The 23,348-nt window shown below is 61.8% G+C and carries 21 protein-coding genes; 9 read left to right on the top strand and 12 right to left on the bottom strand.

The window, feature by feature from the left end:
• Positions 1-140: 140 nt before the first annotated feature.
• Positions 141-944 carry a hypothetical protein gene (locus KW841_RS28660; protein WP_218480659.1) on the top strand — a complete coding sequence of 268 codons (804 nt, stop codon included), beginning with the start codon at positions 141-143 and terminating at the stop codon, positions 942-944.
• A 33-nt stretch (positions 945-977) separates the two neighbouring features.
• Here the strand turns inward: KW841_RS28660 and KW841_RS28655 are convergent, their stop codons facing one another.
• On the bottom strand, positions 978-1,715 hold the full coding sequence (locus KW841_RS28655) for a hypothetical protein (protein WP_218480658.1): 738 nt from the start codon (positions 1,713-1,715) through the stop codon (positions 978-980).
• A 189-nt stretch (positions 1,716-1,904) separates the two neighbouring features.
• Positions 1,905-2,141, bottom strand: a complete 237-nt coding sequence (locus KW841_RS28650) for a hypothetical protein (RefSeq protein WP_218480657.1) — start codon at positions 2,139-2,141, stop codon at positions 1,905-1,907.
• 403 nt (positions 2,142-2,544) lie between these two features.
• On the opposite strand from KW841_RS28650, the gene KW841_RS28645 reads away from it, so the two are divergent.
• From KW841_RS28645 to KW841_RS28635, 3 genes are all read left to right on the top strand, one after another.
• The gene (locus KW841_RS28645; RefSeq protein ID WP_218480656.1) at positions 2,545-3,018 is read left to right on the top strand and encodes an anti-virulence regulator CigR family protein; all 474 of its coding nucleotides are present in this window, start codon (positions 2,545-2,547) and stop codon (positions 3,016-3,018) included.
• A 98-nt stretch (positions 3,019-3,116) separates the two neighbouring features.
• Positions 3,117-3,650, top strand: a complete 534-nt coding sequence (locus KW841_RS28640; protein ID WP_218480655.1) for a hypothetical protein — start codon at positions 3,117-3,119, stop codon at positions 3,648-3,650.
• Between the two features lie 284 nt (positions 3,651-3,934).
• Positions 3,935-5,854, top strand: coding sequence for a tyrosine-protein phosphatase (locus tag KW841_RS28635; protein ID WP_218480654.1), 1,920 nt, complete (start codon positions 3,935-3,937; stop codon positions 5,852-5,854).
• A 237-nt stretch (positions 5,855-6,091) separates the two neighbouring features.
• Here KW841_RS28635 and KW841_RS28630 read toward each other — a convergent pair whose 3' ends face one another.
• Positions 6,092-7,039, bottom strand: coding sequence for an AraC family transcriptional regulator (locus KW841_RS28630; RefSeq protein WP_256357983.1), 948 nt, complete (start codon positions 7,037-7,039; stop codon positions 6,092-6,094).
• 289 nt (positions 7,040-7,328) lie between these two features.
• Positions 7,329-7,781: a hypothetical protein gene (locus KW841_RS28625; RefSeq protein WP_218480652.1), complete on the bottom strand. Its 453-nt coding sequence runs from the start codon at positions 7,779-7,781 to the stop codon at positions 7,329-7,331.
• A gap of 318 nt (positions 7,782-8,099) precedes the next feature.
• Between KW841_RS28625 and KW841_RS28620 the strand changes: the two genes are divergently transcribed.
• Together KW841_RS28620 and ppk2 are read left to right on the top strand one after the other, a co-directional pair.
• A complete protein-coding gene (locus KW841_RS28620; protein WP_218480651.1) occupies positions 8,100-9,821 on the top strand; it encodes a SulP family inorganic anion transporter in 1,722 nt (573 codons plus the stop codon).
• 58 nt (positions 9,822-9,879) lie between these two features.
• On the top strand, positions 9,880-10,698 hold the full coding sequence (ppk2, locus tag KW841_RS28615) for a polyphosphate kinase 2 (protein ID WP_015095568.1): 819 nt from the start codon (positions 9,880-9,882) through the stop codon (positions 10,696-10,698).
• A 49-nt stretch (positions 10,699-10,747) separates the two neighbouring features.
• Here ppk2 and speF read toward each other — a convergent pair whose 3' ends face one another.
• Positions 10,748-12,931: an ornithine decarboxylase SpeF gene (speF, locus tag KW841_RS28610; RefSeq protein WP_218480650.1), complete on the bottom strand. Its 2,184-nt coding sequence runs from the start codon at positions 12,929-12,931 to the stop codon at positions 10,748-10,750.
• 426 nt (positions 12,932-13,357) lie between these two features.
• Between speF and KW841_RS28605 the strand changes: the two genes are divergently transcribed.
• The gene (locus KW841_RS28605) at positions 13,358-14,140 is read left to right on the top strand and encodes a DeoR/GlpR family DNA-binding transcription regulator (protein WP_218480649.1); all 783 of its coding nucleotides are present in this window, start codon (positions 13,358-13,360) and stop codon (positions 14,138-14,140) included.
• 177 nt (positions 14,141-14,317) lie between these two features.
• Here the strand turns inward: KW841_RS28605 and KW841_RS28600 are convergent, their stop codons facing one another.
• The 7 genes from KW841_RS28600 to KW841_RS28570 form a co-directional block, all read right to left on the bottom strand.
• Entirely contained in the window at positions 14,318-15,613 is a 1,296-nt protein-coding gene (locus tag KW841_RS28600) for an FAD-binding oxidoreductase (RefSeq protein WP_218480648.1), read from the bottom strand.
• 465 nt (positions 15,614-16,078) lie between these two features.
• A complete protein-coding gene (gene chrA / locus KW841_RS28595; RefSeq protein ID WP_218480647.1) occupies positions 16,079-17,437 on the bottom strand; it encodes a chromate efflux transporter in 1,359 nt (452 codons plus the stop codon).
• Between the two features lie 44 nt (positions 17,438-17,481).
• Positions 17,482-17,970 carry a molybdopterin synthase catalytic subunit MoaE gene (gene moaE / locus KW841_RS28590; RefSeq protein ID WP_218480646.1) on the bottom strand — a complete coding sequence of 163 codons (489 nt, stop codon included), beginning with the start codon at positions 17,968-17,970 and terminating at the stop codon, positions 17,482-17,484.
• Positions 17,971-17,973: 3 nt separating this feature from the next.
• Complete coding sequence (locus KW841_RS28585) at positions 17,974-18,225, bottom strand: MoaD/ThiS family protein (RefSeq protein WP_218480645.1); 252 nt, start codon at positions 18,223-18,225, stop codon at positions 17,974-17,976.
• On the bottom strand, positions 18,222-18,728 hold the full coding sequence (moaC, locus tag KW841_RS28580; protein WP_218480644.1) for a cyclic pyranopterin monophosphate synthase MoaC: 507 nt from the start codon (positions 18,726-18,728) through the stop codon (positions 18,222-18,224). Before moaC ends, KW841_RS28585 begins: the two co-directional genes overlap by 4 nt.
• A gap of 43 nt (positions 18,729-18,771) precedes the next feature.
• Entirely contained in the window at positions 18,772-19,599 is an 828-nt protein-coding gene (gene fdhD, locus KW841_RS28575; protein ID WP_218480643.1) for a formate dehydrogenase accessory sulfurtransferase FdhD, read from the bottom strand.
• A gap of 144 nt (positions 19,600-19,743) precedes the next feature.
• On the bottom strand, positions 19,744-20,634 hold the full coding sequence (locus KW841_RS28570; protein WP_126046152.1) for a LysR family transcriptional regulator: 891 nt from the start codon (positions 20,632-20,634) through the stop codon (positions 19,744-19,746).
• Between the two features lie 298 nt (positions 20,635-20,932).
• On the opposite strand from KW841_RS28570, the gene moaB reads away from it, so the two are divergent.
• Together moaB and glp are read left to right on the top strand one after the other, a co-directional pair.
• Positions 20,933-21,472 carry a molybdenum cofactor biosynthesis protein B gene (gene moaB / locus KW841_RS28565; RefSeq protein ID WP_007976036.1) on the top strand — a complete coding sequence of 180 codons (540 nt, stop codon included), beginning with the start codon at positions 20,933-20,935 and terminating at the stop codon, positions 21,470-21,472.
• Positions 21,469-22,674: a gephyrin-like molybdotransferase Glp gene (gene glp, locus KW841_RS28560; protein WP_218480642.1), complete on the top strand. Its 1,206-nt coding sequence runs from the start codon at positions 21,469-21,471 to the stop codon at positions 22,672-22,674. Before moaB ends, glp begins: the two co-directional genes overlap by 4 nt.
• Positions 22,675-23,348 lie beyond the last annotated feature (674 nt).

Below are 23,348 nucleotides of genomic sequence, written 5' to 3'. Positions count from 1 at the left end.
ACCATCGCAATTGCCTGCCGATATCAACACGGCTGCTAAGCTTGGACGTTGCAGTGCCCGAGCCCATTCCTGCTCGCGCTGCAAGGGTAATCACGGAGTGCGACATCCATTCCTGTCGGCAACCTGCACGGAGGCAGGCGATGGTGATCATGAGCATGGCCGATTCGACGGCGGCGGGGGTTCCCGAGCCGCTCGATCGGGAAGAAATCGAGCGGGTGCTGGCGCTATTGCTGGTCAGCCCGTTGTTTGCCAAGTCCCGGCGCATGGGTAGTCTGTTGCGCTTTCTGGTCGAGCACGACCTTCAGGCTGGCAAAACGCCGCTGACCGAACACGCGATCGGCATCGCGGTGTTTCGTCGTGACCCGGCAGTGTATTGCACCGGCGACGATCCGGTGGTGCGGGTGCAGGTAGGGCGCTTGCGGCGCAAGCTCGCAGCGCATTACGCCGGCAACGGCCAGCAGGACCCGGTGCGCTTCAGCATTCCAGCCGGGTGTTATCGCTTGACCTATCAGCGGCTGCGGCCCAAGGGCGTCGGCACGCGCCATCCTGTGGTCCAGATCCAGCCGTTTACCTGCCTCACCCGCGATGGCAATGACTTTGCCCGGGGCTTGTGCGAGGAGTTGAGCTGCCGCCTGTTCGAGTCGTTCGAACAGGCGCAGACCGGGACCAATCATGTGTTGATGCGGGTGGCACGCAACAGCGAGCCGGTAGCGGACTTCAAGCGTGGCGGGCGTTACAGCTATTGCCTGGAGGGCAGCGTGCGAGTCGAGCCTTCGCGGGTGCGCGCGTCATTGCGCCTGGTGGATGTGGCGCAGGGGCGGATTCGCTGGTCGGCACAGTTCGATCGTGATCGACCCTATGGCATCGCCACCCAGGAGGATCTCGCACAGTCGATCTGTCGCTCGCTGACGGGCTACTTCGCCACGGCAGGTAAAGAGAAGTGAAAGGGCAACCGCGAGGTTGCCCTGGCATGACGGTTACACGGTTTTCCACTGACCGCCTTCGTAAAGGCGACCTGCGGTGTTATCGAACGTCAGGTCGATTTCGATCGCCTTGGAGCGTGAGGTACTGAACATGGTGCTGGTCTGTACGTTCTGTTCGAACCACACGAGGATGGTCTCCACCGGCGTCAGCGCGGTACTGCCGGTGACGACCTGGTTTACGGCCACGTAGATTGGCGTACTGACCTGATTGCCATCAATGCCGGTGGACAACTGGTTGACCCCCGGATGAATCGGCGCGTAGTCGTTCACGAAAGTCAGGGAAATGTTCGGGCCACCGGTTACCGCCGGGCTCAGCAGGCCGTGTTCATCAAGTGTCGAGGTTTGCCCCAGGCCAATGTTGATGATGTTGGTCGAGACTTTGACTTGCACGTTTTCCCTGAACACGTTGGAGGCGAACAGCTGATACTGCGGCGTCCAGCTGAACTCGTTGTTGCTCAGGTAAGCGTTATAGGACTGCCAGACCACGTTGTAGTCGGCGTCACCCACCTTCTTGGCAAAGCACAGCTTGTAGCCGGACTTCTTCAGCTGCGCCAGGTCGCCGGCGGCGATTTCGATGGTGACGGTTTTTTGCGAAGCCGCCAGGGCCGACCTCAGTACCCGGCCGTAATCCGACGCCTTCAGTTGCGTAGCACCCATGATCGACTTGACGGCTTCTTGCACATCATTGTGAAGCTGCTGGCTCTGTTGGCTGACAGCGATTGACTTGCTCATGGTTTCCCTCTTCCTTGGTGGTGTGTTGGGCAAACAATGGCTGCTGGCGCTTGGCGCTGCAGTCCATTGACGGTGTCACTCTAGGGTCGAGGGGCAGGGCGGCTAAGTGTCGTGGTGTTACAAGTGGGTATCGGGGGGGTATCAGGGGCGTGGGCAGCGGGGCAGCCGATCGGCCGCCCCGCCTTGACCTCAGGCGGCCCGGGCATCGGCCCAGACGAAGTTCCAGCTGGTGCGTCTGCCCTTGGCGATCTCGATCAGCTTGTTCTCGTACACCGTGTGATTGACCACGCCGGTGTAGGTCAGGGTGCGGGCGGCATTGTTCCCGGTGACCTCGCCCGGCTGGCCGCCCGACTCGACCATGGCTTTTTTCATGTCGACATCCGACGGGGCGCTGCTCTGGTTTTTTTCCACTTTGACGAAACTCATGATTCACCTCTTCCGTGATGGGGGGATCGGTGCCAGCGCGCCGACAAGTCGACGAGCCTGTTCCACACCGACGGCCATACTCTATTGGCCCGTTCGGCGGCGCAGAAGTGACAACTGCGGCGCTGAGGTAACAATCGGGAAACAGCGCCATGCATTGAAGTATCTGCGACGTATCAAGCGGAGTCTGGTTGAGCGTTTCGGGTGGGAAGGGTGAGGACCGGCCGGGTCGCAAGGGCCGCTTCGCAGCCCGGCGGGAGCAAGCTCCCTCGCCACGGTGAGTGATTTCCTGCGTGATTTTCGGAGGTCGGGATGAACGGATCGTTGCGCACGATGACCCGATGGAACCAACTCCGTCAATGGCGTCTAAAGTTCAGGGAACATTCCCGCCACGAAGGAACGACTCATGATCAAGTCTCGATCGTTGATTGCAGCAATCACCTGTTTGGCCCTGGTCAGCGGCTCAGTGACTGCACTGGCTGATCCAGGAAACGGCCAGGGCAACAACAAGGCCAGCCATGGCAACCAGGGCAACCAGGGCAACCAGGGCAACCAGGGCAGTCATGGCAACAAGAACAAGAATTCCGGCGGCGGGGACTGGAGTCATGGTCCCAGCATCAATCACGGCAGCGTGCTCGAGATCATCGGCGCCAACACGGGCTACTGGAGCCCCGGGCCTGCCTTGCCACCGGGTATTCAAAAGAACCTTGCCCGAGGCAAGCCGCTTCCACCGGGCATTGCCAAAAAGCTGGATGGCCGGCTGGTCGGCAGGTTGCCCCACTATGACGGTTACGAGTGGCAGCAAGTCGGCACGGATCTGATCCTGGTCGCGCTGGCCACCGGGCTCGTCTATGAAATTCTCAACGGTGTGTTCGATTGAGGTGTGAGTGGGCTTCCAGCCGCCTGTCGTCGGGCTGGAACTGTTTGAGGGATATCGCGTCATACGTCACGCAATATCAACCACCTACGGAAGCAATCATGCTTTTCAAAAACAAGAGTCTCGTTGCTGTAATGTCATGCGCCATGATGCTTGCAGCCGCCCCTTTGCTGCCTGATGGCCTGTCGATCATGGGTTCCGCCTACGCGAAGGACGGCGGTGGCGGTGGCGGTGGAAACGGTGGCGGCGGCGGCGGTGGAAACGGCGGTGGAAACGGCGGTGGTAATGGCGGCGGAAACGGTGGCGGCCACGGCGGCGGAAACGGCGCAGGTCACGGCGGCGGCATGGGTGGCGGACACGCCGGCACAGGCCACTCCGGCAGTAACGGCCGCGGCAACGGGCTGGACAGCGACCATGCCGGCAAATCCGTGCGCGACCATGGCCTGAGCGGCAACCACTACGGTAGTGAGCGCAACGATGACAACGGTCATGGCAGCACGACCTCAGGCATCGCCCACTCCAAGGATACTCGCGGCCTCTCCAAGGCCAGGGCTATCTCGGCCTCGACGCCGGGTGAGCACAACACCAAAGGCTTGAGTAAAGCCGGGCTGTCGACCTCGAAAAAAACCCATTGAGTTCACAGCAGTAGCGAGCCGTTTCAGAAAAGCCAAAAACCCGCTGAAAGGCGGGTTTTTTGCGTCCGGCATTTGATCGCCGGACATTGCGCAGCACGTTTCCCACCCGGCCTGTCATGGGTTTTCGGCACTGAAGCTGGCCGCACACCGGGCCAGGCACGGACAGAAAACGAGCCACCCGGACACATCGCGCAGTGATTTGCGTCTGCAGGCGATTTGTCATGTTCAGCGTCAACGCAATGTAGATATTGGTCAGCCCAACGTGATTCCAATGAGGCTGCACTGTGTTCCAACGACTTGTGTGTTCGCTGTCTGTTTTGAGCCTGTCCATCGCTGCCGCCCAGGCGGCCGAGACTGTTCCCCTCAACACCCCACGCCTGAAGAGCATCGACAATTTCCGCGATGTCGCCGGTCTCACCACGGCATACACCACAGCCAATGACGGCACGATGCGTGGCGGGGTGTTTTACCGCTCCAATGCGCTGACGCCATCGGCGGCGGACCTGGCGACCCTCAACGGCCTGGGCATCAAGGCGGTCTACGACCTGCGCACGCCCACCGAGATCGCCGCCACGCCCGACACGATGCTCACAGGCGCGACCTACAGCAACATCGACATCATCGGCGGTTCAACGTCTGGCGCCAACGTCACTAACATCGCGTTCCACAGCGCCGCTGAAGCCACCGCGATGATGCAGGACACCAACCGTGATTTCGTACGGAACGCGGGGATGCGCAGCGAGTTCAACCAGCTGTTCAATGAACTGGCCGCGGTCGACGGTGCCGCGCTGTTCCATTGCACTGCCGGTAAGGACCGCACGGGCTGGACCGCCGCTGTGCTGCAAAGCATCGCCGGGGTCGACGATGCCACCATCATGAGCAACTACCTGGCGACCAACGACTACACCGCCGCGCGTATCAAGGCGACCCTGGCGGCGATGCCGCCCGGCATGGCGACCATCTATGGGCCGCTGATCGGTGTGGAGGCCAGCTACCTGCAAGCCGGGCTGGACCAGGTGACCGCGCAGTACGGCACCATGGACAACTACCTCAAGCAAGGCCTCGGCCTGTCCCAGGAAACCATCTACGTGCTGCGCGGCAAGATGGTGTTCTACAACAGCCTGCCGGGCGCGGCGGACCTGGCCGGCAACGCCGCGGCCGGTGCGCAGTTGTTGCAACAACTGCAGAACAGCAACCTGTCGGGCACCTACAGCGCCTACAACTACTACCTGCAATCGGCCATCGATGCGCGCAGCCTTGGCGGCGTCGAGTCCACCGTTGGCGGCCAGGTGCATGCCGACGCTGCCAGCTACCTGCTGCGCCAGGGCGCGATGATCGATCAGGCCGCTGCGCCCTTCACCAGCGGCACCGACCTCAAGACCGGGCAATATCGCCTGTGGAGCACCGCCCTGGCGGGGTATCTGGGCACCGACGGCTCCTCTCAGGCCTCCAGCAGCAACGAGCATAGCCAGGGCCTGATGATTGGCCTGACCCAACGCTTTACCGAACAGCTCAGCGCCCATGCCGGCTTCGGCTACAGCCGCGGCAATGTCGGTGGCGCGGGTGGCGAGGCCGATACCGACCTGACCTTCTTCAGCGTCGGTGCCCGCTTTGCACCGAACGGTCTGGAGCGCGGCCTGTTTGTGGATGCCGATGCCAGCGCCGGTTATCTCGATTACGAGAGCAAGCGCGAACTCGGTGGCGGCCTGGGCACGGCCAAGGGCGACAGCCATGGCAACCTCACCGGCGCGACCCTGGCCGTGGGCTACCGTGTTCCGGTGAGCGGCGTGACCCTCGAGCCAAGCCTCGGTGTGCGGATCAGCCACGTCAATCTGTCGGGCTTCCAGGAAAAAGGCAGTGAGCTGGCGCTGGACGTCGATGGCATCCACGAGACCCGCAAGAGCGCGGTGGCCAACCTCAACGCATCCTTTGCACCGGTCAACCTGGGCGCCTGGCAACTGGTGCCGGGGGTGCAAGTAGGCTACGAGCATGTGCTGGGCGACACTGAAGTCGACAGCGAAGGGCACCTGCTGGGCCTGGACATCGAGCAACAGGCCGCCTTCGACAACCGTGACCAGTTCACCGGTGGCGTCAACGTCATGGCCAACCTTGGGCCGTGGAGCGTGGGGGCAGAAATCGGCGCCAGCGGTGGCGGCGACAGCCATGGCTTCAACGGCGGGCTGAAGGCCAGCTACCTGTTCTGACGATCAGTCAAGGCAAGCTGTGGGAGCGGGTTCGCGAGAGTGATCGACCGGCAATATTGATATTGACTCTTGCGGCCCCTTCGCGAGCAAGCCCGCTCCCACAGTGGTTTTGTGTCGTGCCCGGATCATGTGGCAAGCACAAAACATTGTGGGAGCGGGCTTGCCCGCGAAGAGGCCATGTCAGTCGACAGGGATGTTGAATGTCACTCCACCTTCGCGAGCGCTCCCGCTAACCCCTCAAAGGGTCGCCATCGGCCGCGTTCGCACACCCTTTCTCACGTCTGCGGGACTGATGCCGTAGGCACTCTGGAAATACTGGCAAAACCGTCCGACGTTGCTGAAGCCGTATTGCAGGGCCACGTCTGTCACCGACGGCGCCGCCCCTTGGGACAGCGCGGCAAAGGCGCGCTCCAGGCGTACCTGGCGCTGATAGGCAACGATCGAAGTGCCCATGAAACGCTGAAAACCTTCCTGCAAGGCGCGCAGGCTGACATGGGTCAGTTGCGCCAGCTCCGTGCCGCTGGCCAGGTGGTCGGGGTGGGCCTGGATGTACTCGACCGCCAGCTTCACATGCCGCGGCGCTATCAGTGGGGAAGGGCGCCGGAGGGCTTCGGTGAAGTTGTGCGGCCAGGTTTCCAGCACCGCATCGACCAGCATTTCGCGAAGGCGCGAAGGCATCAGCGAACCGCTGTTGATCAGCAGGTCGAACTCGCTGCCCGTGGCCAGGTCGATCAATGCCCGGATGCCCTGCAAGGCCGATGCCTGCAGATCCACCATCGGTTCGAACTGCACCTTTTGCAGAATGGGTTTGCCCAGCAACGTCGACAGGCGCTCGGTGATCAGCCGACGGCTGATCGATATCCCGTGCTGTGCGTGGTTATCGACAAAGCGCGCCGAGCGGACCTCGGCCTTGTCGATCGCCAGGCCGATCTGCGCGAAACCTACCGACTCGGTGACATGGTTGAAGATGATCTTGCCGGCGGTAGGAATGACGAAGGTGATTTCATCCAGGGGCGCGGGAAAGTCCACGGTGAAGTCGCCGCGATAGTGCATGCGCCGAAAACTGACACCTTCGTGTCGGCCGTAGACCCCGCCGATGATGATGTTTTTCGGCGGTGGCGCCGAGTCGGCATACAGGTTGCCAAACAGGCTCGAGAACAACGCGCCGAAGTCGTCGCAGCTCATGTCGTTGGACCTGATGATGATTTGCTTGCGCGTCGTGCTTGCGTACACCTGAAGTGTCACCTTGAGCGGATGGGCAATGCCCTGGTACAGGGAGCTGGCGATCGAAGATCGAGCGGGCGCGGTTCGGGAAAGCGTCAGGACGTTATCAGTGAGTAATGACAGGTTTGTGACCGGTTGTTGCTGATGTTGCCGCCGGCCCCCGTTTTCGTTCACCCGACGCCACCGCCCGCACCGGACAACCGGTGGCACGAGCGGTACCGGGGCGTGGGCTGGCCTGTACTGGCCGGGGCTATTTCACCGGCTCTGTCGCCTTGATGTCCCCGCAAAAGATATCGACGTTGCCATCGGTCGGAGCCGTTCGCACGACCACCGAATATTTGCCGTCAACCAGGGTTTGCAACGGCACGGGCGCGGTTCGGGTAAAGGACCAGCCGCGTATGGGTTGGCGTTCGGTGTTGACGGTGTCGTTCATCGCGTAGGCGACTGATCCGGGTTGCTCGCAGGTGCCGTTATTGATGAACGAGTAAAGGCGCAGGGGCAGGGTAACCCCGCTTGGAGCACCGCTGATGAAGAAACTGAGCCCGGTTTTCTTGTCCCAGTCGGTCAAGGTGACGGTGCCGATCTGACCGGCGTTTTGCCGGGTGGCGACCAGGTTGACGTTCACGCCGTGGTGCGAGGAAGTGGCGCAGCCGAAAAGGCTGGCTGCGACCATGAGTGCTGCCAGAGAGGTCTTGAGCTTCATTGCCAAACTCCTGAGTTGAAGAACTGCAATGGGGGGAATTAGCGGGTATAGCTCATTTATCGCCCTCATGACGTCGTCCATATAAGGCTTTCCATTTTTGCGCGCAGATGCTGGGGTGTCTTACTCCTTCTTCAACCAAGTGGCGGCGTGGCGGTGCAAACCGGCTACATTTGTAGTCGAGCCCGCGTGGATTGGCGGCGGGCACGCGCACTTCGATGCCGATGAAGGTTTGCAGTGGTTACGCGTGCAGTTAACGGATTGTGCGGTCAGTTGAGCCCACTCATCATCCGCACGGACGATTTGCGACTGGAGTGACTGATGAATCAACTAGGCAGCGATCCGCAAGTGCGGAACCCTGGCACTCCACAACGGGGTACCTTGCGCAGCCTGTTGATCCCGGAGTGGCTCGACAGCTATCGCCCGGACTGGCTGCGGGGCGATGTGGTCGCCGGGCTGACGGCAGCGGCCGTGGTCATTCCCAAGGCGCTGGCGTACGCCACGATCGCCGGCCTGCCGGTGCAGGTCGGGCTGTACACGGTGCTGGTGCCGATGGTGATCTATGCCGTGCTCGGCACGTCGCGTCCGCTCAGTGTCAGCACCACGACCACCCTGGCCATTCTCGCCGGTTCCGCACTGGGCCAGATCAGCCCCGATGGCGATGCGGCGACCCTGCTGGCGGGCTCCGCCACGCTGGCCCTGATGGTGGGTGCGATCCTGATCGTCGCGGGGTTGCTGCGCCTGGGTTTCGTCGCCAATTTCATTTCCGAACCGGTGCTGGTGGGGTTCAAGGCCGGCATAGGCGTGGTCATCGTGCTCGACCAGCTCCCCAAACTGCTGGGCACCCACATCGACAAAGGTGGCTTCCTGCACAACCTGGTGGCTACGGTTCAGAGCATCCCTCATGCCTCGCTGCCGACCGCGGCGGTCGGGGTGTTCATGATATTGCTGCTGGTCGGCATGAAACGCTTTACGCCGCGACTGCCGGCTCCCTTGATTGCGGTGGCGCTGGGCATCCTCGGCATGCGCCTGCTTGGCCTTGAGAGTCTTGGTGTGTCCGCCGTCGGCGTGGTGCCGATCGGATTACCCGCGCCGACCCTGCCGCTATGGTCGTTGGCCGAAACCCTGTGGCCTTCGGCGATGGGTATCGCGCTGATGAGTTTCACCGAAACCATCGCTGCGGGACGTGCTTTCGCCCGCAGTGACGAGCCTGCGCCACAACCGAATCGGGAGCTGCTGGCCACTGGCGTTGCCAACATAGGCGGTGCGTTTCTCGGGGCCATGGTCGCGGGTGGCGGGACCACTCAAACGGCGGTCAACCGTCTGGCCGGCGCCCGCTCGCAACTGGCCGCACTGATTACCGCTGCACTGGCATTGGGCACTTGCCTGCTGCTGGCACCGCTCATTGGCCTGATGCCCAATGCCACGCTCGCCGCCGTGGTGATTGTGTATTCGGTGGGCTTGATCGAGCCGGCGGAGTTTCGCGAGATCCTGTCGGTTCGCCGTACCGAATTCGCCTGGGCCGTGGTGGCCATGATCGGCGTGATGCTGCTGGGCACGCTGCAAGGGATCGTCGTGGCGATCATCGTCTCGTTGCTGGCCCTGGCCTATCAGGTCTCGGACCCACCGGTGCATGTCCTCGGGCGCAAGCCCGGCACCAATGTGTACCGGCCGCCGTCTGCCGAACACGCCGACGACGAACACTTTGACGGGCTGCTGTTGCTCAGGCCCGAGGGGCGGGTGTTCTTCGCCAATGCCGAGCGCATCGCCGAGAAAATCCGGCCGTTGATCGATGCGGCGGCACCCAGGGTCGTGGTCCTGGACCTGCGCAGCGTGTTCGACCTGGAATACACGGCCCTGAAAATGCTCACCAGCGCCGAGCAGCGCATGAGCGAGAAAGGCATTTCACTGTGGCTGGTAGGTATGAGCCCCAGTGTATGGGACATGGTCATCAAGGCACCCTTAGGCCATACGTTGGGCGAGGCACGCATGTTCCTGAACCTGGAACTGGCGGTTGAACATTACCAGCGCAGTCGGCGCTGAATGAATGCGGCCGGGTGCATGCCGGACGCTGTGTGACGCATTGAAGGAGATAACTGGCATGGCAAAGAAGAAGACGGCAACGAAGAGCAAGCCGGTTGAAAGCGGCAAGCTCAAGAACAAGGTGTATCTCGAGGAGCTGGCACGGCTGCATGTCGAGATGGTCAAGCTGCAGGAGTGGGTACAGCACTCGGGCGCCAAGGTCTGCATCGTCTTCGAGGGCCGTGATGGCGCCGGCAAGGGCGGGACCATCAAGGCACTGACCGAGCGTGTCAGCCCGCGAGTGTTCCGGGTGATCGCGTTGCCGGCCCCGACCGATCGGGAAAAAAGCCAGATGTACGTGCAGCGCTATCTGCCGCACATGCCGGCGGCCGGTGAAGTGGTGATCTTCGATCGCAGCTGGTACAACCGCGCCGGTGTCGAGCGGGTCATGGGGTTTTGCACCGAAGAGCAGGTGCGCTCATTTCTCACCGTGGCGCCGCGCGTCGAGCATGCACTGGTCGAATCGGGCATCATCCTGATCAAGTACTGGCTTGAAGTGAGCCCGGAGGAGCAGACCCGACGCCTCAAGGCGCGCATCACCGACGGGCGCAAGATCTGGAAGCTGTCACCGATGGACCTCAAGTCCTATAACCGCTGGTACGACTACTCCCGTGCCCGGGACGACATGTTTGAGGCGACCGACACCGAGTTCGCCCCGTGGCGGGTCGCCAACTCCAATGACAAGCGGCGGGCGCGATTGAACATCATCAGCGATGTGCTGAGCAGCATTCCTTATGAGGAAGTACCGCGGGCGAAGGTGAAACTGCCCAAGCGCCAAAGTCCCGGCAACTATCGGGATCCGAACTATCCGTTCAAGTACATCGCGGAAAAATTCTGATCGATGCATTGGGCAGGAGCCGGCCCACGCCAGCTCCTGCCGCATGCCATCAAGCCTTGATCACATACCCATACGCCCGGGTACGACCGTCTTCCTGCTTCAGGTACACCCCTTGCAACTCCGGCGTGAAGCCGGGCAAGCGGTTGATGCCTTCCTCCAGCGCCAGGAAGTATTTCAACACCGCGCCCCCCCAGATTTCACCCGGCACCACGCAAAGCACCCCTGGTGGATAGGGCAGCGCACCTTCAGCGGCGATACGCCCGTCAGCATCGGCCAGCGCCACCAGTTCGACGTTGCCGCGGATGTACTCGATTTGCGCTTGCTGCGGGTTCATGGCTTTTTTCGGGAAGTGTTCCTTGCGGAACATGTCCTTCTGCAGTTGCTGCACGTTGTGGTGGCGGTACAGGTCGTGCATTTCCTGGCAGAGCTGGCGAATGGTGTAGTTGCGGTAGCGCTCCTGATGCTGCGCGTAGATGGCCGGCAGCACCCGGCTCATCGGCGCATCGTCGCTGATGAAGCGTTCGAAGCGGGCGATCTGGGCGGCCAGGTGGGTCATCTTCGCCCAGTCTTCGGCCGGGGTGAGCAGGAACAGGATCGAGTTGAGGTCGCATTTTTCCGGGACGATGCCGTTCTCGCGCAGGAAGTTGGCGAGGATGCCGGCGTGAATGCCGAAGTCGGTGTAGCTGCCGTCCACCGGGTCGATGCCCGGCGTGGTGAACAGCAATTTGCACGGGTCGATGAAGTACTGTTTCTCGGCGTAGCCACCGAAGGCATGCCAGCGGTCCTTGGGATGGAACTCGAAGAAGCGGATGTCGTTGGCGATGTCTTCCGTTGGGTAGTCTTCCCAGGCGCGCCCTTCGATGGTGTTCGGCACGAACGGGCGGACCATGGTGCAGGCTTCGAGAATCAGCTTGCGCGCCTCGATGCCGAACTTCACGCAGTCCTCCCACAGGCGCAGGCCGCTGCGGCCGGCGTGGATGCGTGCGTTGACATCCAGCGAGGCGAACAGCGGGTAGAAGGGGCTGGTCGAGGCCTGGGCCATGAAGGCGTTGTTGAGCCGGTGGTGGTTGCAATAGCGGGCCTGGCCCTTGATGTGCCGGTCTTTCTTGTGCACCTGGGAGGCCTGGGAAAAACCGGCCTGCTGTTTGTGCACCGATTGGGTGACGAAGATGCCCGGGTCGTTCTCGTCCAGGTCGAGCAACAGCGGCGAGCAGTCTTTCATCATCGGGATGAACTGCTCGTAGCCGACCCACGCCGAGTCGAACAGGATGTAGTCACACAGCTTGCCGATGCGGTCGACCACTTGCCGGGCGTTGTACACGGTGCCGTCATAGGTGCCCAACTGGATGATCGCCAGGCGGAACGGCCGAGGCAGCTCGGCCTTGTCCGGGGCGACTTCGGCAATCAGTTCGCGTAGGTAGTCTTCTTCGAAACAGTGGGCGTCGATGCCGCCGATGAAGCCGTAGGGGTTGCGTGCGGTTTCCAGATACACAGGCGTAGCCCCGGCCTGCAGCAGCGCGCCCTGGTGGTTGGACTTGTGGTTGTTGCGGTCGAACAGCACCAGGTCGCCCGGGGTCAGCAGGGCGTTGGTCACCACCTTGTTCGAGGCCGAGGTGCCGTTGAGCACGAAGTAGGTCTTGTCGGCGTTGAACACTTGCGCGGCATGTTTCTGCGCCAGCAGCGCCGGGCCTTCGTGGATCAGCAGGTCGCCGAGCTTGACGTCGGCGTTGCACATGTCGGCGCGAAACAGCGTCTCGCCGAAAAAGTCGAAAAACTGTCGGCCGGCCGGGTGCTTGCGAAAGAACTGGCCGCCCTGGTGACCGGGGCAGGCAAAGGTCGCGTTGGCGGCCTCGGTGTACTTCTTCAGTGAGTCGAAGAATGGCGGCAGCAGGCTGTCTTCATAGGCTCGGGCCGCTGTTTCCAGTTGGTTGCCATGGTACTCGGCGTTGGCGCGGGTGAGATCGAAAATGCCGTTCACCTGCAGCAGCACGTCCGTCAGGTGCTTATAGACTTCCCGGGGACGGTTGGCTGAATCCGGCGAGGCCACCAGGAAAATCGGAATGTCGAAACCGGTGCGCTGAATGGCACTCAAGGCGCCGGCCATGACGTCATTCACAGACACCACCGCCACGGCGACGTTGGTGAAATCGGTCTGGCTGAGCGCTACCACTTCCCGAGCGTTCTTGAAGCTTGCGGCGGCGCCATCGCTGGCGGCTATTTTCAGGGGTTTCATCGTGGCGTCTCCAGGCGGGCACTCAATTGTCCGCAGCTTTTCAAGAGATCAACTTCCGAGGGAGCCTTCCAGTTCCTTAGCATCGGAAATCGTGTCACCACTGGTTATAGAGCATTTTCCTGATCTGTCAGGCTTTTACCGCGACCTTGCACATCTTGACGCCTCACGACCTGTCGGTCAGGCGTGTACCAGCGCAATGGTGAACGAGACCACGATCATGCAGGCAAAGGCAAAATTGATATTCATGAGGTTTCCATCCAGGACATGAGTGACGGCGCCATCTTGAACAGCTCACGGGAAAATAAAAAATTCGCTGTAATGATTTGAAAGATCGAAAAAAATGATACCGGACCGGTTCGTTGTTTTTGCTGGGGGTTGCGGATACTCTCGTGCAACACGCAGTTACACGCATAAACGGGCAAAAACATGCAAGACAACCATTCCGCGGCGGAACTGCCGTCAGTGCGCCGGCAAAAAATCCTGTTGATCCTCGAACGCGACGGCAAGGTCATGGCCTCGGAGTTGAGCCAGCATTTCGCGGTGTCCGAAGACACCATCCGCCGCGATCTGGCGGAACTGGCCAGTGCCGGCCTGGTGCAGCGGGTGCACGGCGGGGCGTTGCCGCGGCCCAAAGACACGGGCAAGGACTATTTCACCCGGATCAGCGAAACCGATGAGGTGAAGACCCATCTGGCGCAACTGGCTGCACAACGGGTGCAGGACGGTCAGATCGTGGTGTTCGACTCGGGCACCACCACCTTGCAGATCGCACGTTCGCTGCCGACGGACATCGCTATCACCGCGATCACGGCGTCGCCGATGACGGCCATTACCCTGTCCGAATACAAAGGCATCAAGGTGATCCTGGCCGGCGGCCAGCTCAACCCGGCGACGATGTCGGCCAGCGGCCACGAAACCCTGCGGCTGCTGGCGGGCATCAAGGCCGATCTGCTGTTTACCGGGGTCTGCGCGATTCACCCGCAGGTGGGCTTGAGCTCACTGCATTTTGATGAAGTGCCGGTGAAGCAGGCGATGCTCGATTGTGCGTCCCATGTGATTGCCGTCACCACCGCCGATAAGCTGGGCGCGGTGGAGCCCTTTGTCGTCGCGCCTTGCAACCGTGTGCACACGCTGATCACCGAGCGGCATGTGGCGTCTGGCAATGTCGAGGACTACCGGGCGTTGGGGGTTGAGGTGGTACAGGCTTGAGCATTTTTTGCTGGCAGGTGTGTTGAATGTGCCGGCCTCTTCGCGGGCAAGCCCGCTCCCACAGGGATTTATGTCGACCACAAATTTTGAGGCTGACAAATAACCCTTGTGGGAGCGGGCTTGCCCGCGAAGAGGCCAGCACAAACAACATCCATGTTGAAGTATTGGCCAATAACCTCAGCGCAATCGCTCTAGCATCTGGTAGTACCACATCCCGGCAGCCAGCATCGGGTTGCCCAGCAGGTCGCCCATGGGCACGCGGATGTGTTGGCAGGCGGCAAAGGTGTCGAACTGCTCCATTTGGCCTGTGATCGCGCGGCCCATGATTTCACCCATGATGTGGGTGGTGGCGATGCCGTGGCCGGAGTAGCCCTGGCAATACCAGACGTTGTCCGACAGCTTGCCCAGTTGCGGGATGCGGTTGATCACGATGCCCATCGCGCAGCTCCACTGGTAATCGATGGCCACGCCTTTGAGCGCCGGGAAGGTCTGCTCGATACACGGGCGCAGCTCGGCGGCGATGTTCCGTGAATCCTTGCCGCTGTAGTTGGCGCCGCCACCGAACAGCAGGCGACCGTCAGCGGTGAGGCGGTAGTAGTCGAGCACGAAGCGGCAGTCGTAGACCGCCAGGTCTTCGGGGTTGATCTGACTGGCCAGTTCGCCCAGCGGCGCGGTGGTGACGATGCCGCCCATGGCCGGGAAAATCTTGCCCTTGAGCTTGCCCGGTTCCAGCTTGTGGTAGACGTCGCCGGCCAGCAGCACCTGATTGGCGTCGATGTGCCCGTGGGCGGTGCGTACGCCAGGGCTCTTGTGACGGCCATCGCCATGGATGATCTCCAGCACTTCGCTGTTCTCGAAGATCAACGCACCCAGGCTTTCGGCCGCGCGGGCCTCGCCAATGCACAGGTTGAGCGGGTGCAGGTGCATGTTGCGGGTGTTCTTGATCGCGCCGTGGTAGAGGTCGCTTTGCAGCAGGTCGCGCACCTGGCTGCGGTCGAGCAGGCTGACTTCATCACCCATGCCACGGCGCACCGCCTCGTCGTAATCCTTGCGCAAGCCGTCCATGTGCGCGGGTTTGTACGCGGCGTGCAGGTGGCCGTGCTTGAGGTCGCAGGCGATGCCGTATTTTTCCACGCGCTGCTTGATGATCTGGTGCCCGCGCCAGCGCAGGTTCCAGATGAAATCGTCGACTTCATCGCCGATGGAGCGGCGCATCTGTTTGCGCATGGCTTCGTCGCCCGACAGGCTGCCGGTGACCTGGCCGCCGTTGCGCCCGGTGGCGCCCCAGCCGATCTTGTGGCTTTCGACGATCGCGACCTTCAGGCCTTTTTCCGCCAGCTCGACGGCGGTGGCCACGCCGGTGAATCCGCCGCCGATGATCACCACGTCAACCTTGTGCCGGCCTTGCAGCGTCGGATAATCGGTGTCCTGGTTGAGGGTGGCGGTGTAGTAGGAATTGCAACGTTGAGTCATGTCGGTGTCCAGGCGAAATTGAAAGAAACTCAATGCCAGTCAGTCAAAATGCGCAACCTGTGGGAGCTGGCTTGCCAGCGAAGGCGTTGTGTCAGCCGCCATGGTTGTTGGCAGGTACACCGCTTTCGCTGGCAAGCCAGCTCCCACAGGGATTTGCATACGCTGAGCAAATGTGGGGATAGCGAAGGAGGGCGCTCGCCAATCAGGCGAGCAGGGCGCTATCCGGCGGACGTGCGGAGTGACGCAACTTGGAACGGCGCAGGGCCATGGGCAGGTTGACGATGCGCTTCATGCAATGCCGTCCGCGGCCAGCAGCGAGGTGGCCTGGATCGAAATGTTCAGCAGTGACGGCAAAGTACGCATGGCGCAGGTTTCCGGCGGCGGAAATCGTCGGTGGCGAGTAGCACAAGCCATCCGGGGATGGCTGGATACTAGGGAGGATTGGCGCGCGTGTAAATGTTTGATTCAGAACATCAGGTGCACCACCAGCCCGATCAGCCCGCAGCCGATCAACACCTCGATCACCCCGCGCTTGAACCGCAGCAAGGCAATGCCCGCCACGATGGCGATCAGCAGCGAAGGCCAGTCCAGTCGTCCTTCGAAGCCTTTGGGCCACAGCACGTGATAGGCAAAGAAGCACGCCAGATTGAGAATCACGCCCACCACGGCGGCCGTAATGGCCGTCAGCGGTGCGGTGAAGGTGAGTTCGTTGTGGGTCGATTCCACCAAAGGTCCACCGGCGAGGATGAACAGGAACGAAGGCAGGAAGGTGAACCAGGTCACCAGCGTGGCCGCCACGGCACCGGCGACAAAGGCTTGATCCGGGCCGAAGACCTGCTGCACATAGGCACCGATGAAGCCGACGAAGGCGACGACCATGATCAACGGGCCTGGAGTGGTTTCGCCGAGCGCCAGGCCGTCGATCATCTGCGTCGGCGTCAGCCATCCGTAGTGACCGACCGCGCCCTGGTACACATACGGCAGCACCGCATAGGCACCGCCAAAGGTCAGCAGCGCCGCCTTGGTGAAGAACCAGGCCATCTGGGTCAGCGTGCCTTCCCAGCCGAACAGGGCGGTGAGCATGGCCATGGGCAGCGTCCACAAAATCGCACCGATAACCGCCAGGTACGCCAACTTCAAACCACTGAAGCGGGCGTGTTCAGGGGACGGGGTGTCGTCGTCGATCACAGCCGGGCCGTAGGATTGTTTCGCCGCGCTATGGCCACCGGTCCTGAATTTTTCCGGTGCCAGTCGTCCGCCGAAGTAACCGATGACCGCCGCTCCGAGCACGATCAACGGAAACGGCAAGTTGATCACGAAGATGGCCACGAAGGACGCGGCGGCGATGCCCCATAACCAGCCGTTCTTCAGCGCCCGCGAGCCGATCCGGTGAGCCGCCTGCACCACGATGGCCGTGACCGCCGGCTTGATCCCGTAAAACAGTCCGGCGACCACGGGCACCTCGCCAAAGGCGATGTACACCCAGGACAGGGCAATCAGGACGAATAACGACGGCAGCACAAACAGCACGCCGGCGATCACGCCACCCCAGGTCCGGTGCATCAGCCAGCCGATGTAGGTCGCCAACTGCTGAGCCTCGGGCCCGGGCAGCAACATGCAGTAGTTGAGGGCGTGCAGAAAGCGTCGCTCGGAGATCCAGCGCCGGCGTTCGACCAGTTCCTGATGCATGATCGAGATCTGCCCGGCCGGTCCGCCGAAACTGATGAAACCAAGCTTGAGCCAGAACAGGAAGGCTTCGCGCAGGCTGATGGTCCGGGGCTGGGGCACAGCCTGTTGCGTGATCGGAGAGGGCGTGGGGCTCAAGCGCGGGTTCCTTGTGCAGGGAAACGTTGAGCCCGTGACTGTAGCTATGCCGGAACGCGTTGCATAGCCGCCACTTGTGGCGTATCTGCCCAGCGCTCGACAGCGGATCGGTCGCTGTCCCGCGCATCGACCCAGCGTGCGCCGCCCGCCACGTCTTCGCGCTTCCAGAACGGCGCGTCGGTTTTCAGGTAGTCCATGATGAACGCACAAGCCTCGAAAGCGGCCTGGCGATGCGGGCTGCTGACGCCGACAAACACGATCGGCTCACTGACCGACAACCGGCCGATCCGATGCACGATCTGCACGGCCCGCAGTGCCCATCGGGCCCGGGCGTTGTCGATGATCTTTTGCAGCGAGCGTTCGGTCATGCCGGGGTAGTGCTCCAGAAACAACCCGGCGACCGCCTCACCCTGATTGATGTCGCGCACGAAGCCGACGAAGTTGACCACGGCCCCCACGCCCGGATCGTTGGCCTGCAGGCTGGCGATCAACTGAGTGACGTCGAACACTTCTCGCTGGACCCGAACCGTCATGCCTCAGCCCCCGGTGACCGGTGGAAAAAAGGCGATCTCGTCAAAGTCTTCGATCACCCGGTCCGGATAGCACAGCTCCTGGTTCAGTGCGCACATCAGGTTGTTTTCACCGAGCACCTGGCGCCACAACTCGCCGCGAGCCATCAGCAAGCGGCGCACGTCTTCGATGGTCCTGAGGTTGTCGGTCAACGGCAGTTTTTCACCGCCCAGGTTGAGCTGTTCGCGGTAACGGGCGAAGTAATTGATCAGGATCATTGTGCGTCCTCGAACTTGAAATGACCGGAGCGGCCACCCTGTTTACTGAGCAGGCGGATGTCGTCGATGACCATGCCCCGGTCCACGGCCTTGCACATGTCGTAGAGGGTCAGGGCCGCCACACTGACGGCGGTCAGGGCTTCGAGCTCGACCCCGGTCTGGCCCTCGACGCGGCAGGTGCCGAGGATTTTCACGCTGTCCGGTGTGCAGGCCTTGAGTTCGACATGGATTGAGCTGAGCAGCAGGGTGTGGCACAGCGGGATCAGCTCATGGGTTTTTTTCGCCGCCATGATTCCGGCGATCCGCGCCACGGCAAAGACGTCGCCTTTGGGGTGGCCGTCGCTTTGAATCAGCTTCAGGGTTTCCGGGCGCATCCGCACCCAGGCCTGGGCCTGTGCTTCACGTTGCGTCGGGGGGTTTTCGCTGACATCGACCATGTTGGCGCGACCCTGGTTGTCGAGGTGGGTCAGGCCGTTGGGCGATGCATTTGAAATGTCTGTCATGGGAGGTTCCTGCGCTGGCCGGCGCGGTGATCAGGTGAAGGCGTCATGCCGGGCTGTAAATGCGTGGCGCGTTGCGGTGGGGGACGTGAATCAGGTTGAGGCGATGCCTGATCGCCCATTGCACGGTCAGGGCGGTGGGCGCCGACAGGCTGACCAGCGTGCCGAGCCGGGCCCTGACGGCCTTGTGGATCAGCTCCAGGCTGCAGCGGCTGGTGACCACGGTGAAGCCGCAGCGGCTGTCGATGCCGGCGTGTTGCAGGGCGCCGATCAGCTTGTCCAGCGCGTTGTGGCGGCCAATGTCTTCGCGGCAGATCAGCGCGTTGCCTTCGTTGTCGAAGTACAGTGCTGCGTGTAGCGCGCCGCTGCTGCGGGCCATTTGCTGGGCCTGTTCGATGCGCTGGCGGATGTCGATGAAGTGCTCGGCGGGCGGTAGGGCAACCGGCTCGAGAATCTCCAGTTTCGGCAGGGCCTGCTCCAGCGCTTGCACGCCGCACAGTCCGCAGCCACTGGTACCCGCCATTTGCCGACGATGGTTCTTCAGCGCCCAGAACGCGCGACTGGAGATCTGCACGTCGGCTTGTACGGCCTGGTCGAAGTGGGTCAGGCGCAGGTCGTAGATTTCACGCGGGTCCCGAACGATGTCGTTGCTGACGCTGAAACCGCGGATGAAATCTTCGAGGTTGCCCGGCGACACCATCATCACGGCCTGGCTCAAACCGTTGTAGGTGATTGCCAGGGCAATCTCTGAAGCCAGCGCCGCCTGACAGACTGATGCGCCGTTTTCGTATTCGCGAAAGTTCACACTTAAGGGTTTGGGTGCAGGGGCGTTAGTGTCGCTTCGATCATCGGCTTGTTCAACTTTGCACAACATGAAAAGAACCTCGAAGCGCTGAATTAAGTTCAGGCTACGGGTAACTTTTCAAAGCGTCCAATCGCTTGTTCCGATGCACCGATTGGTGATGTCTATCACGGCGGGCAAACATCTATGGTTCGGTTTTATAAAACCGACAGTTTCTCAGTGGGTCCGGTTGAATAACGTTCGTGCTTCGGCGAAACACTTCTCGGCAATCGCCGAACGTGGCTCGGTTTTTCGCATCACCAGGCCCAGGGGCGCGAGCACGCTGGCATCGGGCAATTCGATGAACGACAGGTGTTCGATGGGCTCTTCCAGGCCACTGTCCAGCGGCATGATCGCGCAGCAGAAACCTTCGTGGATCGCCTGCAGCAACTGGTAGGTCGAATCGCTTTCCAGGATCGGCTGCGGATCCAGTCCGCGGCTGCGAAAGCTCAGGTCGATGGATTTGCGGTAGTGCATGCCATTGCTGAGCATCCCCAGCGGCAGTTCGGCGGCGTCCTCCCAGCTCATTTGCGTGCCGTCGAAATGGAAGTGGCGGGTGTCGTACAACAGGCCGACGCGGGTCTCGCCGATCTCGAAAAACTCGAAATAGCTCGGGTTGACGTGGTCGAGGTAGCACACGCCCAGGTCCAGCTGATTGTTGCCCAGGCCCTCGATGATCTGGTCGGAACTCAGGGACGACAGGCTGTACTTGAGCTCGGGAAAGCTGCGGGACAGGCCCTGGATGTAGGTGACCGGGTTGAAGCTGCTGAGCGGCACCAGCCCCAGGCGCAGGTTACCCACGAGCTGGCCCCGGCACGCGGCGGCCTCGGCGAAGAGCCCGTCGTGGGCCGCCAGCAGGGTCCTGGCCCAGGCCAGTACACGCTCGCCGGCCTCGGTAAAACCTTCGAAGCGCTGGCCCCGGGTGACCAGCACCAGGTCCAGTTCATCCTCCAGGTTGCGCAGGCGCATCGACAGCGTGGGCTGGGTGATGTGGCAGCGCGCGGCCGCCTGGCCGAAGTGGCGGGTCTGCTCCAGGGCGATCAGGAACTTGAGTTGTTTGATGTCCAAGACGGCACCTGCTGGCGGGGGAGTGAGGGGGTAAGTATTGACTCAGGTGCGCAAGACACAAGGCGAGGCGCAAACATGAGGTGCGGACGATCTCACTGTCTTTGGCGTGCGTCCAATCACTGTTGTTTAAGGGGTTATCGACGGGCTCTATCATTGCTGTGGTTTCGGCTGTTTTTATATTGATAGATTGGCTCGATAGTCTGGTTGGTTAGAGTGATTAGACACGGCTTGATTTATAGAATTAGTCTCCGGAAGTCATCTAACTTAGCTATCTAATTCATGCCTGCCGGAGAACCCCATGAGCGTCAAACCGGATGCCTTGTTTATACCCTTGAATATTGCCGTGCTGACCGTCAGCGATACCCGTGAATATGCCAATGACACTTCCGGCCAATTACTCGTCAGCCGTTTGCTGGAAGCCGGTCACACCCTCAGCGAGCGCAACCTGCTCAAGGATGACCTGTACAAGATCCGCGCACAGGTGGCGAACTGGATCGCCGACGACGGCATCCAGGTGGTGCTGATCACGGGCGGCACCGGGTTCACCGGCCGCGACAGCACCCCCGAGGCCGTGGCCTGCTTGCTGGATAAACAGATCGATGGCTTCGGTGAGCTGTTCCGGGCGATTTCGATCCTCGACATCGGCACCTCCACGGTGCAGAGCCGGGCGCTGGCCGGGTTGGCCAATGGCACGTTGGTCTGCTGCCTGCCGGGGTCCACGGGCGCCTGCCGCACCGCGTGGGAAGGCATCCTTGCCGAGCAGCTCGACGCGCGCCACCGGCCGTGCAATTTCGTGCCGCACCTCAAGCCTGTGCAAGCCTGCGGGACGCGCGGATGAGCGCTTCACCCTTGATGCCGGTAGAGGACGCCATCGACCGTTTACTGACAATGGCCGAGGCGCAGTGGATTGAAGACAGCGAAGCCGTACCGCTCAGTGCCGCGCGGCAACGGGTATTGGCCAATGACCTGCTGGCGACCCTCGATCTGCCGCCGTGGCCGAACAGCGCCATGGATGGCTATGCCTTGAATGTGGAGGGTTGGGACGGGGAACCGCTGGCCGTGTCGCAGCAGGTGTTTGCCGGTCAGGCCCCCGAAGCCCTGGCGCCGGGAACCTGTGCGCGCATCTTCACCGGCGCACCGGTTCCGCCGGGTGCCGACTGCGTGGAGATGCAGGAGAACACGCAGGTACTGGATGACGGACGTATCCGCTTCAAGCAGCCCCTGAGCGCCGGCAGCAATATCCGCCCGCAAGGCCAGGAGAACCGCGTCGGCGATGTGCTGCTACGTGCCGGCAAGCGTCTCGGTCCGTTCGAACTGGCGGTCGCGGCGGCGCAGGGCTGCACCCATGTGCAGGTGGTGCGCCGACCCCGGGTGGCGTTGCTGTCCACCGGCGATGAACTGGTCGAGCCGGGCAATCCCCTCAAGCCCGGCAGCATCTACAACAGCAACCGGACATTGTTGAGCCATTGGTTGAGTGCCTTGGGTTGCGAGGTCATCGATGCCGGCATTCTTCCCGACGAACCACGCCAGACGCGGCTCAAGCTCGAACAACTGCAACACACGGCAGACCTGATGCTCAGCACGGGCGGTGTGTCCGCCGGTGACGCCGACTGCCTCGGCCAGGTGCTGCGCGAGTGCGGCAAGCCGTTGCTGTGGAAACTCTCGATCAAACCCGGCAAGCCATTGACCGTGGGCCACTTCGGCCGCGTGCCGGTGATTGGCCTGCCGGGTAATCCGACATCGGCATTGGTCACTTTCGGACTGTTGGCCCGGGCTTATCTGTTGCGGATTCAGGGCGTGGAAGAGGTCGAGCCGTTGAGCTTCCCGGTCAGTGTCGGTTTTGCCTGGCCCAAACCCGGGAGTCGCCGCGAATACCTGCGGGCGAAACTCGAAGGAGGGAGAGCGGTGCTCTATCCGAACCAGAGTTCAGGCGTGTTGCTGGGTGCATCCTGGGCGGACGGGCTGGTGGAAGTGCTTGAGGGCTGCGCACTGAAAGTGGGCGACACAGCGCGGTTCATACCCTTCAGCGAACTGTTCTGAATTCAGCAAACATACTGTGGGAGCGGGCTTGCCCGCGAAGCGGCCGGCACATTCAACAGAGATGTCGACTGACCTGACGCCTTCGCGAGCAAGCCCGCTCCCACAGTTTTGATCTTCAGTGAACGCCAATCCCACGGCCGGCAAAAATACCTTGTGGGAGCGAGCCTGCTCGCGAAGAGGTCGGCACATCCAACACAGATGTCGACTGACCCACCGCTTTCGCGAGCAGGCTCGCTCCCACAGTTTTGATCTTCAGTGAACGCCAATCCCAAGGCCAGCCACAATCCCTTGTGGGAGCGGGCTTGCCCGCGAAGAGGCCGGCACATCCAACACAGATGTCGACTGACCTGACGCCTTCGCGAGCAAGCCCGCTCCCACAGTTTTGATCTTCAGTGAACGCCAATCCCACGGCCGGCCACAATCCCTTGTGGGAGCGGGCTTGCCCGCGAAGAGGCCGGCACATCCAACAGAGACGTCGACTGACCTGACGCCTTCGCGAGCAAGCTCGCTCCCACAGTTTTGATCTTCAGTGAACGCCAATCTCACGGCCAGCCACAATCCCTTGTGGGAGCGGGCTTGCCCGCGAAGAGGCCGGCACATTCAACAGAGATGTCGACTGACCTGACGCCTTCGCGAGCAAGCCCGCTCCCACAGTTTTGATCGTCAGTGAACGC

Origin of the sequence: Pseudomonas sp. PDM28 (assembly GCF_019219115.1) — a bacterium.
GTDB classification, from domain to species: domain Bacteria; phylum Pseudomonadota; class Gammaproteobacteria; order Pseudomonadales; family Pseudomonadaceae; genus Aquipseudomonas; species Aquipseudomonas laurylsulfatiphila.
Note: the sequence above shows the minus strand (reverse complement) of the source record. Positions and strands in the feature narration are given on the sequence as shown.

Coding starts and splice junctions, on each gene's coding strand:
- glp (WP_218480642.1), top strand. CDS start 21,469: ATGAGCGCTTCACCCTTGATGCCGGTAGAGGACGCCATCGACCGTTTA.
- KW841_RS28620 (WP_218480651.1), top strand. CDS start 8,100: ATGAATCAACTAGGCAGCGATCCGCAAGTGCGGAACCCTGGCACTCCA.
- KW841_RS28630 (WP_256357983.1), bottom strand. CDS start 7,039: ATGAGCTGCGACGACTTCGGCGCGTTGTTCTCGAGCCTGTTTGGCAAC.
- moaB (WP_007976036.1), top strand. CDS start 20,933: ATGAGCGTCAAACCGGATGCCTTGTTTATACCCTTGAATATTGCCGTG.
- KW841_RS28605 (WP_218480649.1), top strand. CDS start 13,358: ATGCAAGACAACCATTCCGCGGCGGAACTGCCGTCAGTGCGCCGGCAA.
- speF (WP_218480650.1), bottom strand. CDS start 12,931: ATGAAACCCCTGAAAATAGCCGCCAGCGATGGCGCCGCCGCAAGCTTC.
- KW841_RS28600 (WP_218480648.1), bottom strand. CDS start 15,613: ATGACTCAACGTTGCAATTCCTACTACACCGCCACCCTCAACCAGGAC.
- fdhD (WP_218480643.1), bottom strand. CDS start 19,599: ATGTTGTGCAAAGTTGAACAAGCCGATGATCGAAGCGACACTAACGCC.
- ppk2 (WP_015095568.1), top strand. CDS start 9,880: ATGGCAAAGAAGAAGACGGCAACGAAGAGCAAGCCGGTTGAAAGCGGC.
- KW841_RS28645 (WP_218480656.1), top strand. CDS start 2,545: ATGATCAAGTCTCGATCGTTGATTGCAGCAATCACCTGTTTGGCCCTG.
- KW841_RS28640 (WP_218480655.1), top strand. CDS start 3,117: ATGCTTTTCAAAAACAAGAGTCTCGTTGCTGTAATGTCATGCGCCATG.
- KW841_RS28650 (WP_218480657.1), bottom strand. CDS start 2,141: ATGAGTTTCGTCAAAGTGGAAAAAAACCAGAGCAGCGCCCCGTCGGAT.
- KW841_RS28660 (WP_218480659.1), top strand. CDS start 141: ATGGTGATCATGAGCATGGCCGATTCGACGGCGGCGGGGGTTCCCGAG.
- KW841_RS28625 (WP_218480652.1), bottom strand. CDS start 7,781: ATGAAGCTCAAGACCTCTCTGGCAGCACTCATGGTCGCAGCCAGCCTT.
- KW841_RS28585 (WP_218480645.1), bottom strand. CDS start 18,225: ATGATCCTGATCAATTACTTCGCCCGTTACCGCGAACAGCTCAACCTG.
- KW841_RS28655 (WP_218480658.1), bottom strand. CDS start 1,715: ATGAGCAAGTCAATCGCTGTCAGCCAACAGAGCCAGCAGCTTCACAAT.
- moaE (WP_218480646.1), bottom strand. CDS start 17,970: ATGACGGTTCGGGTCCAGCGAGAAGTGTTCGACGTCACTCAGTTGATC.
- moaC (WP_218480644.1), bottom strand. CDS start 18,728: ATGACAGACATTTCAAATGCATCGCCCAACGGCCTGACCCACCTCGAC.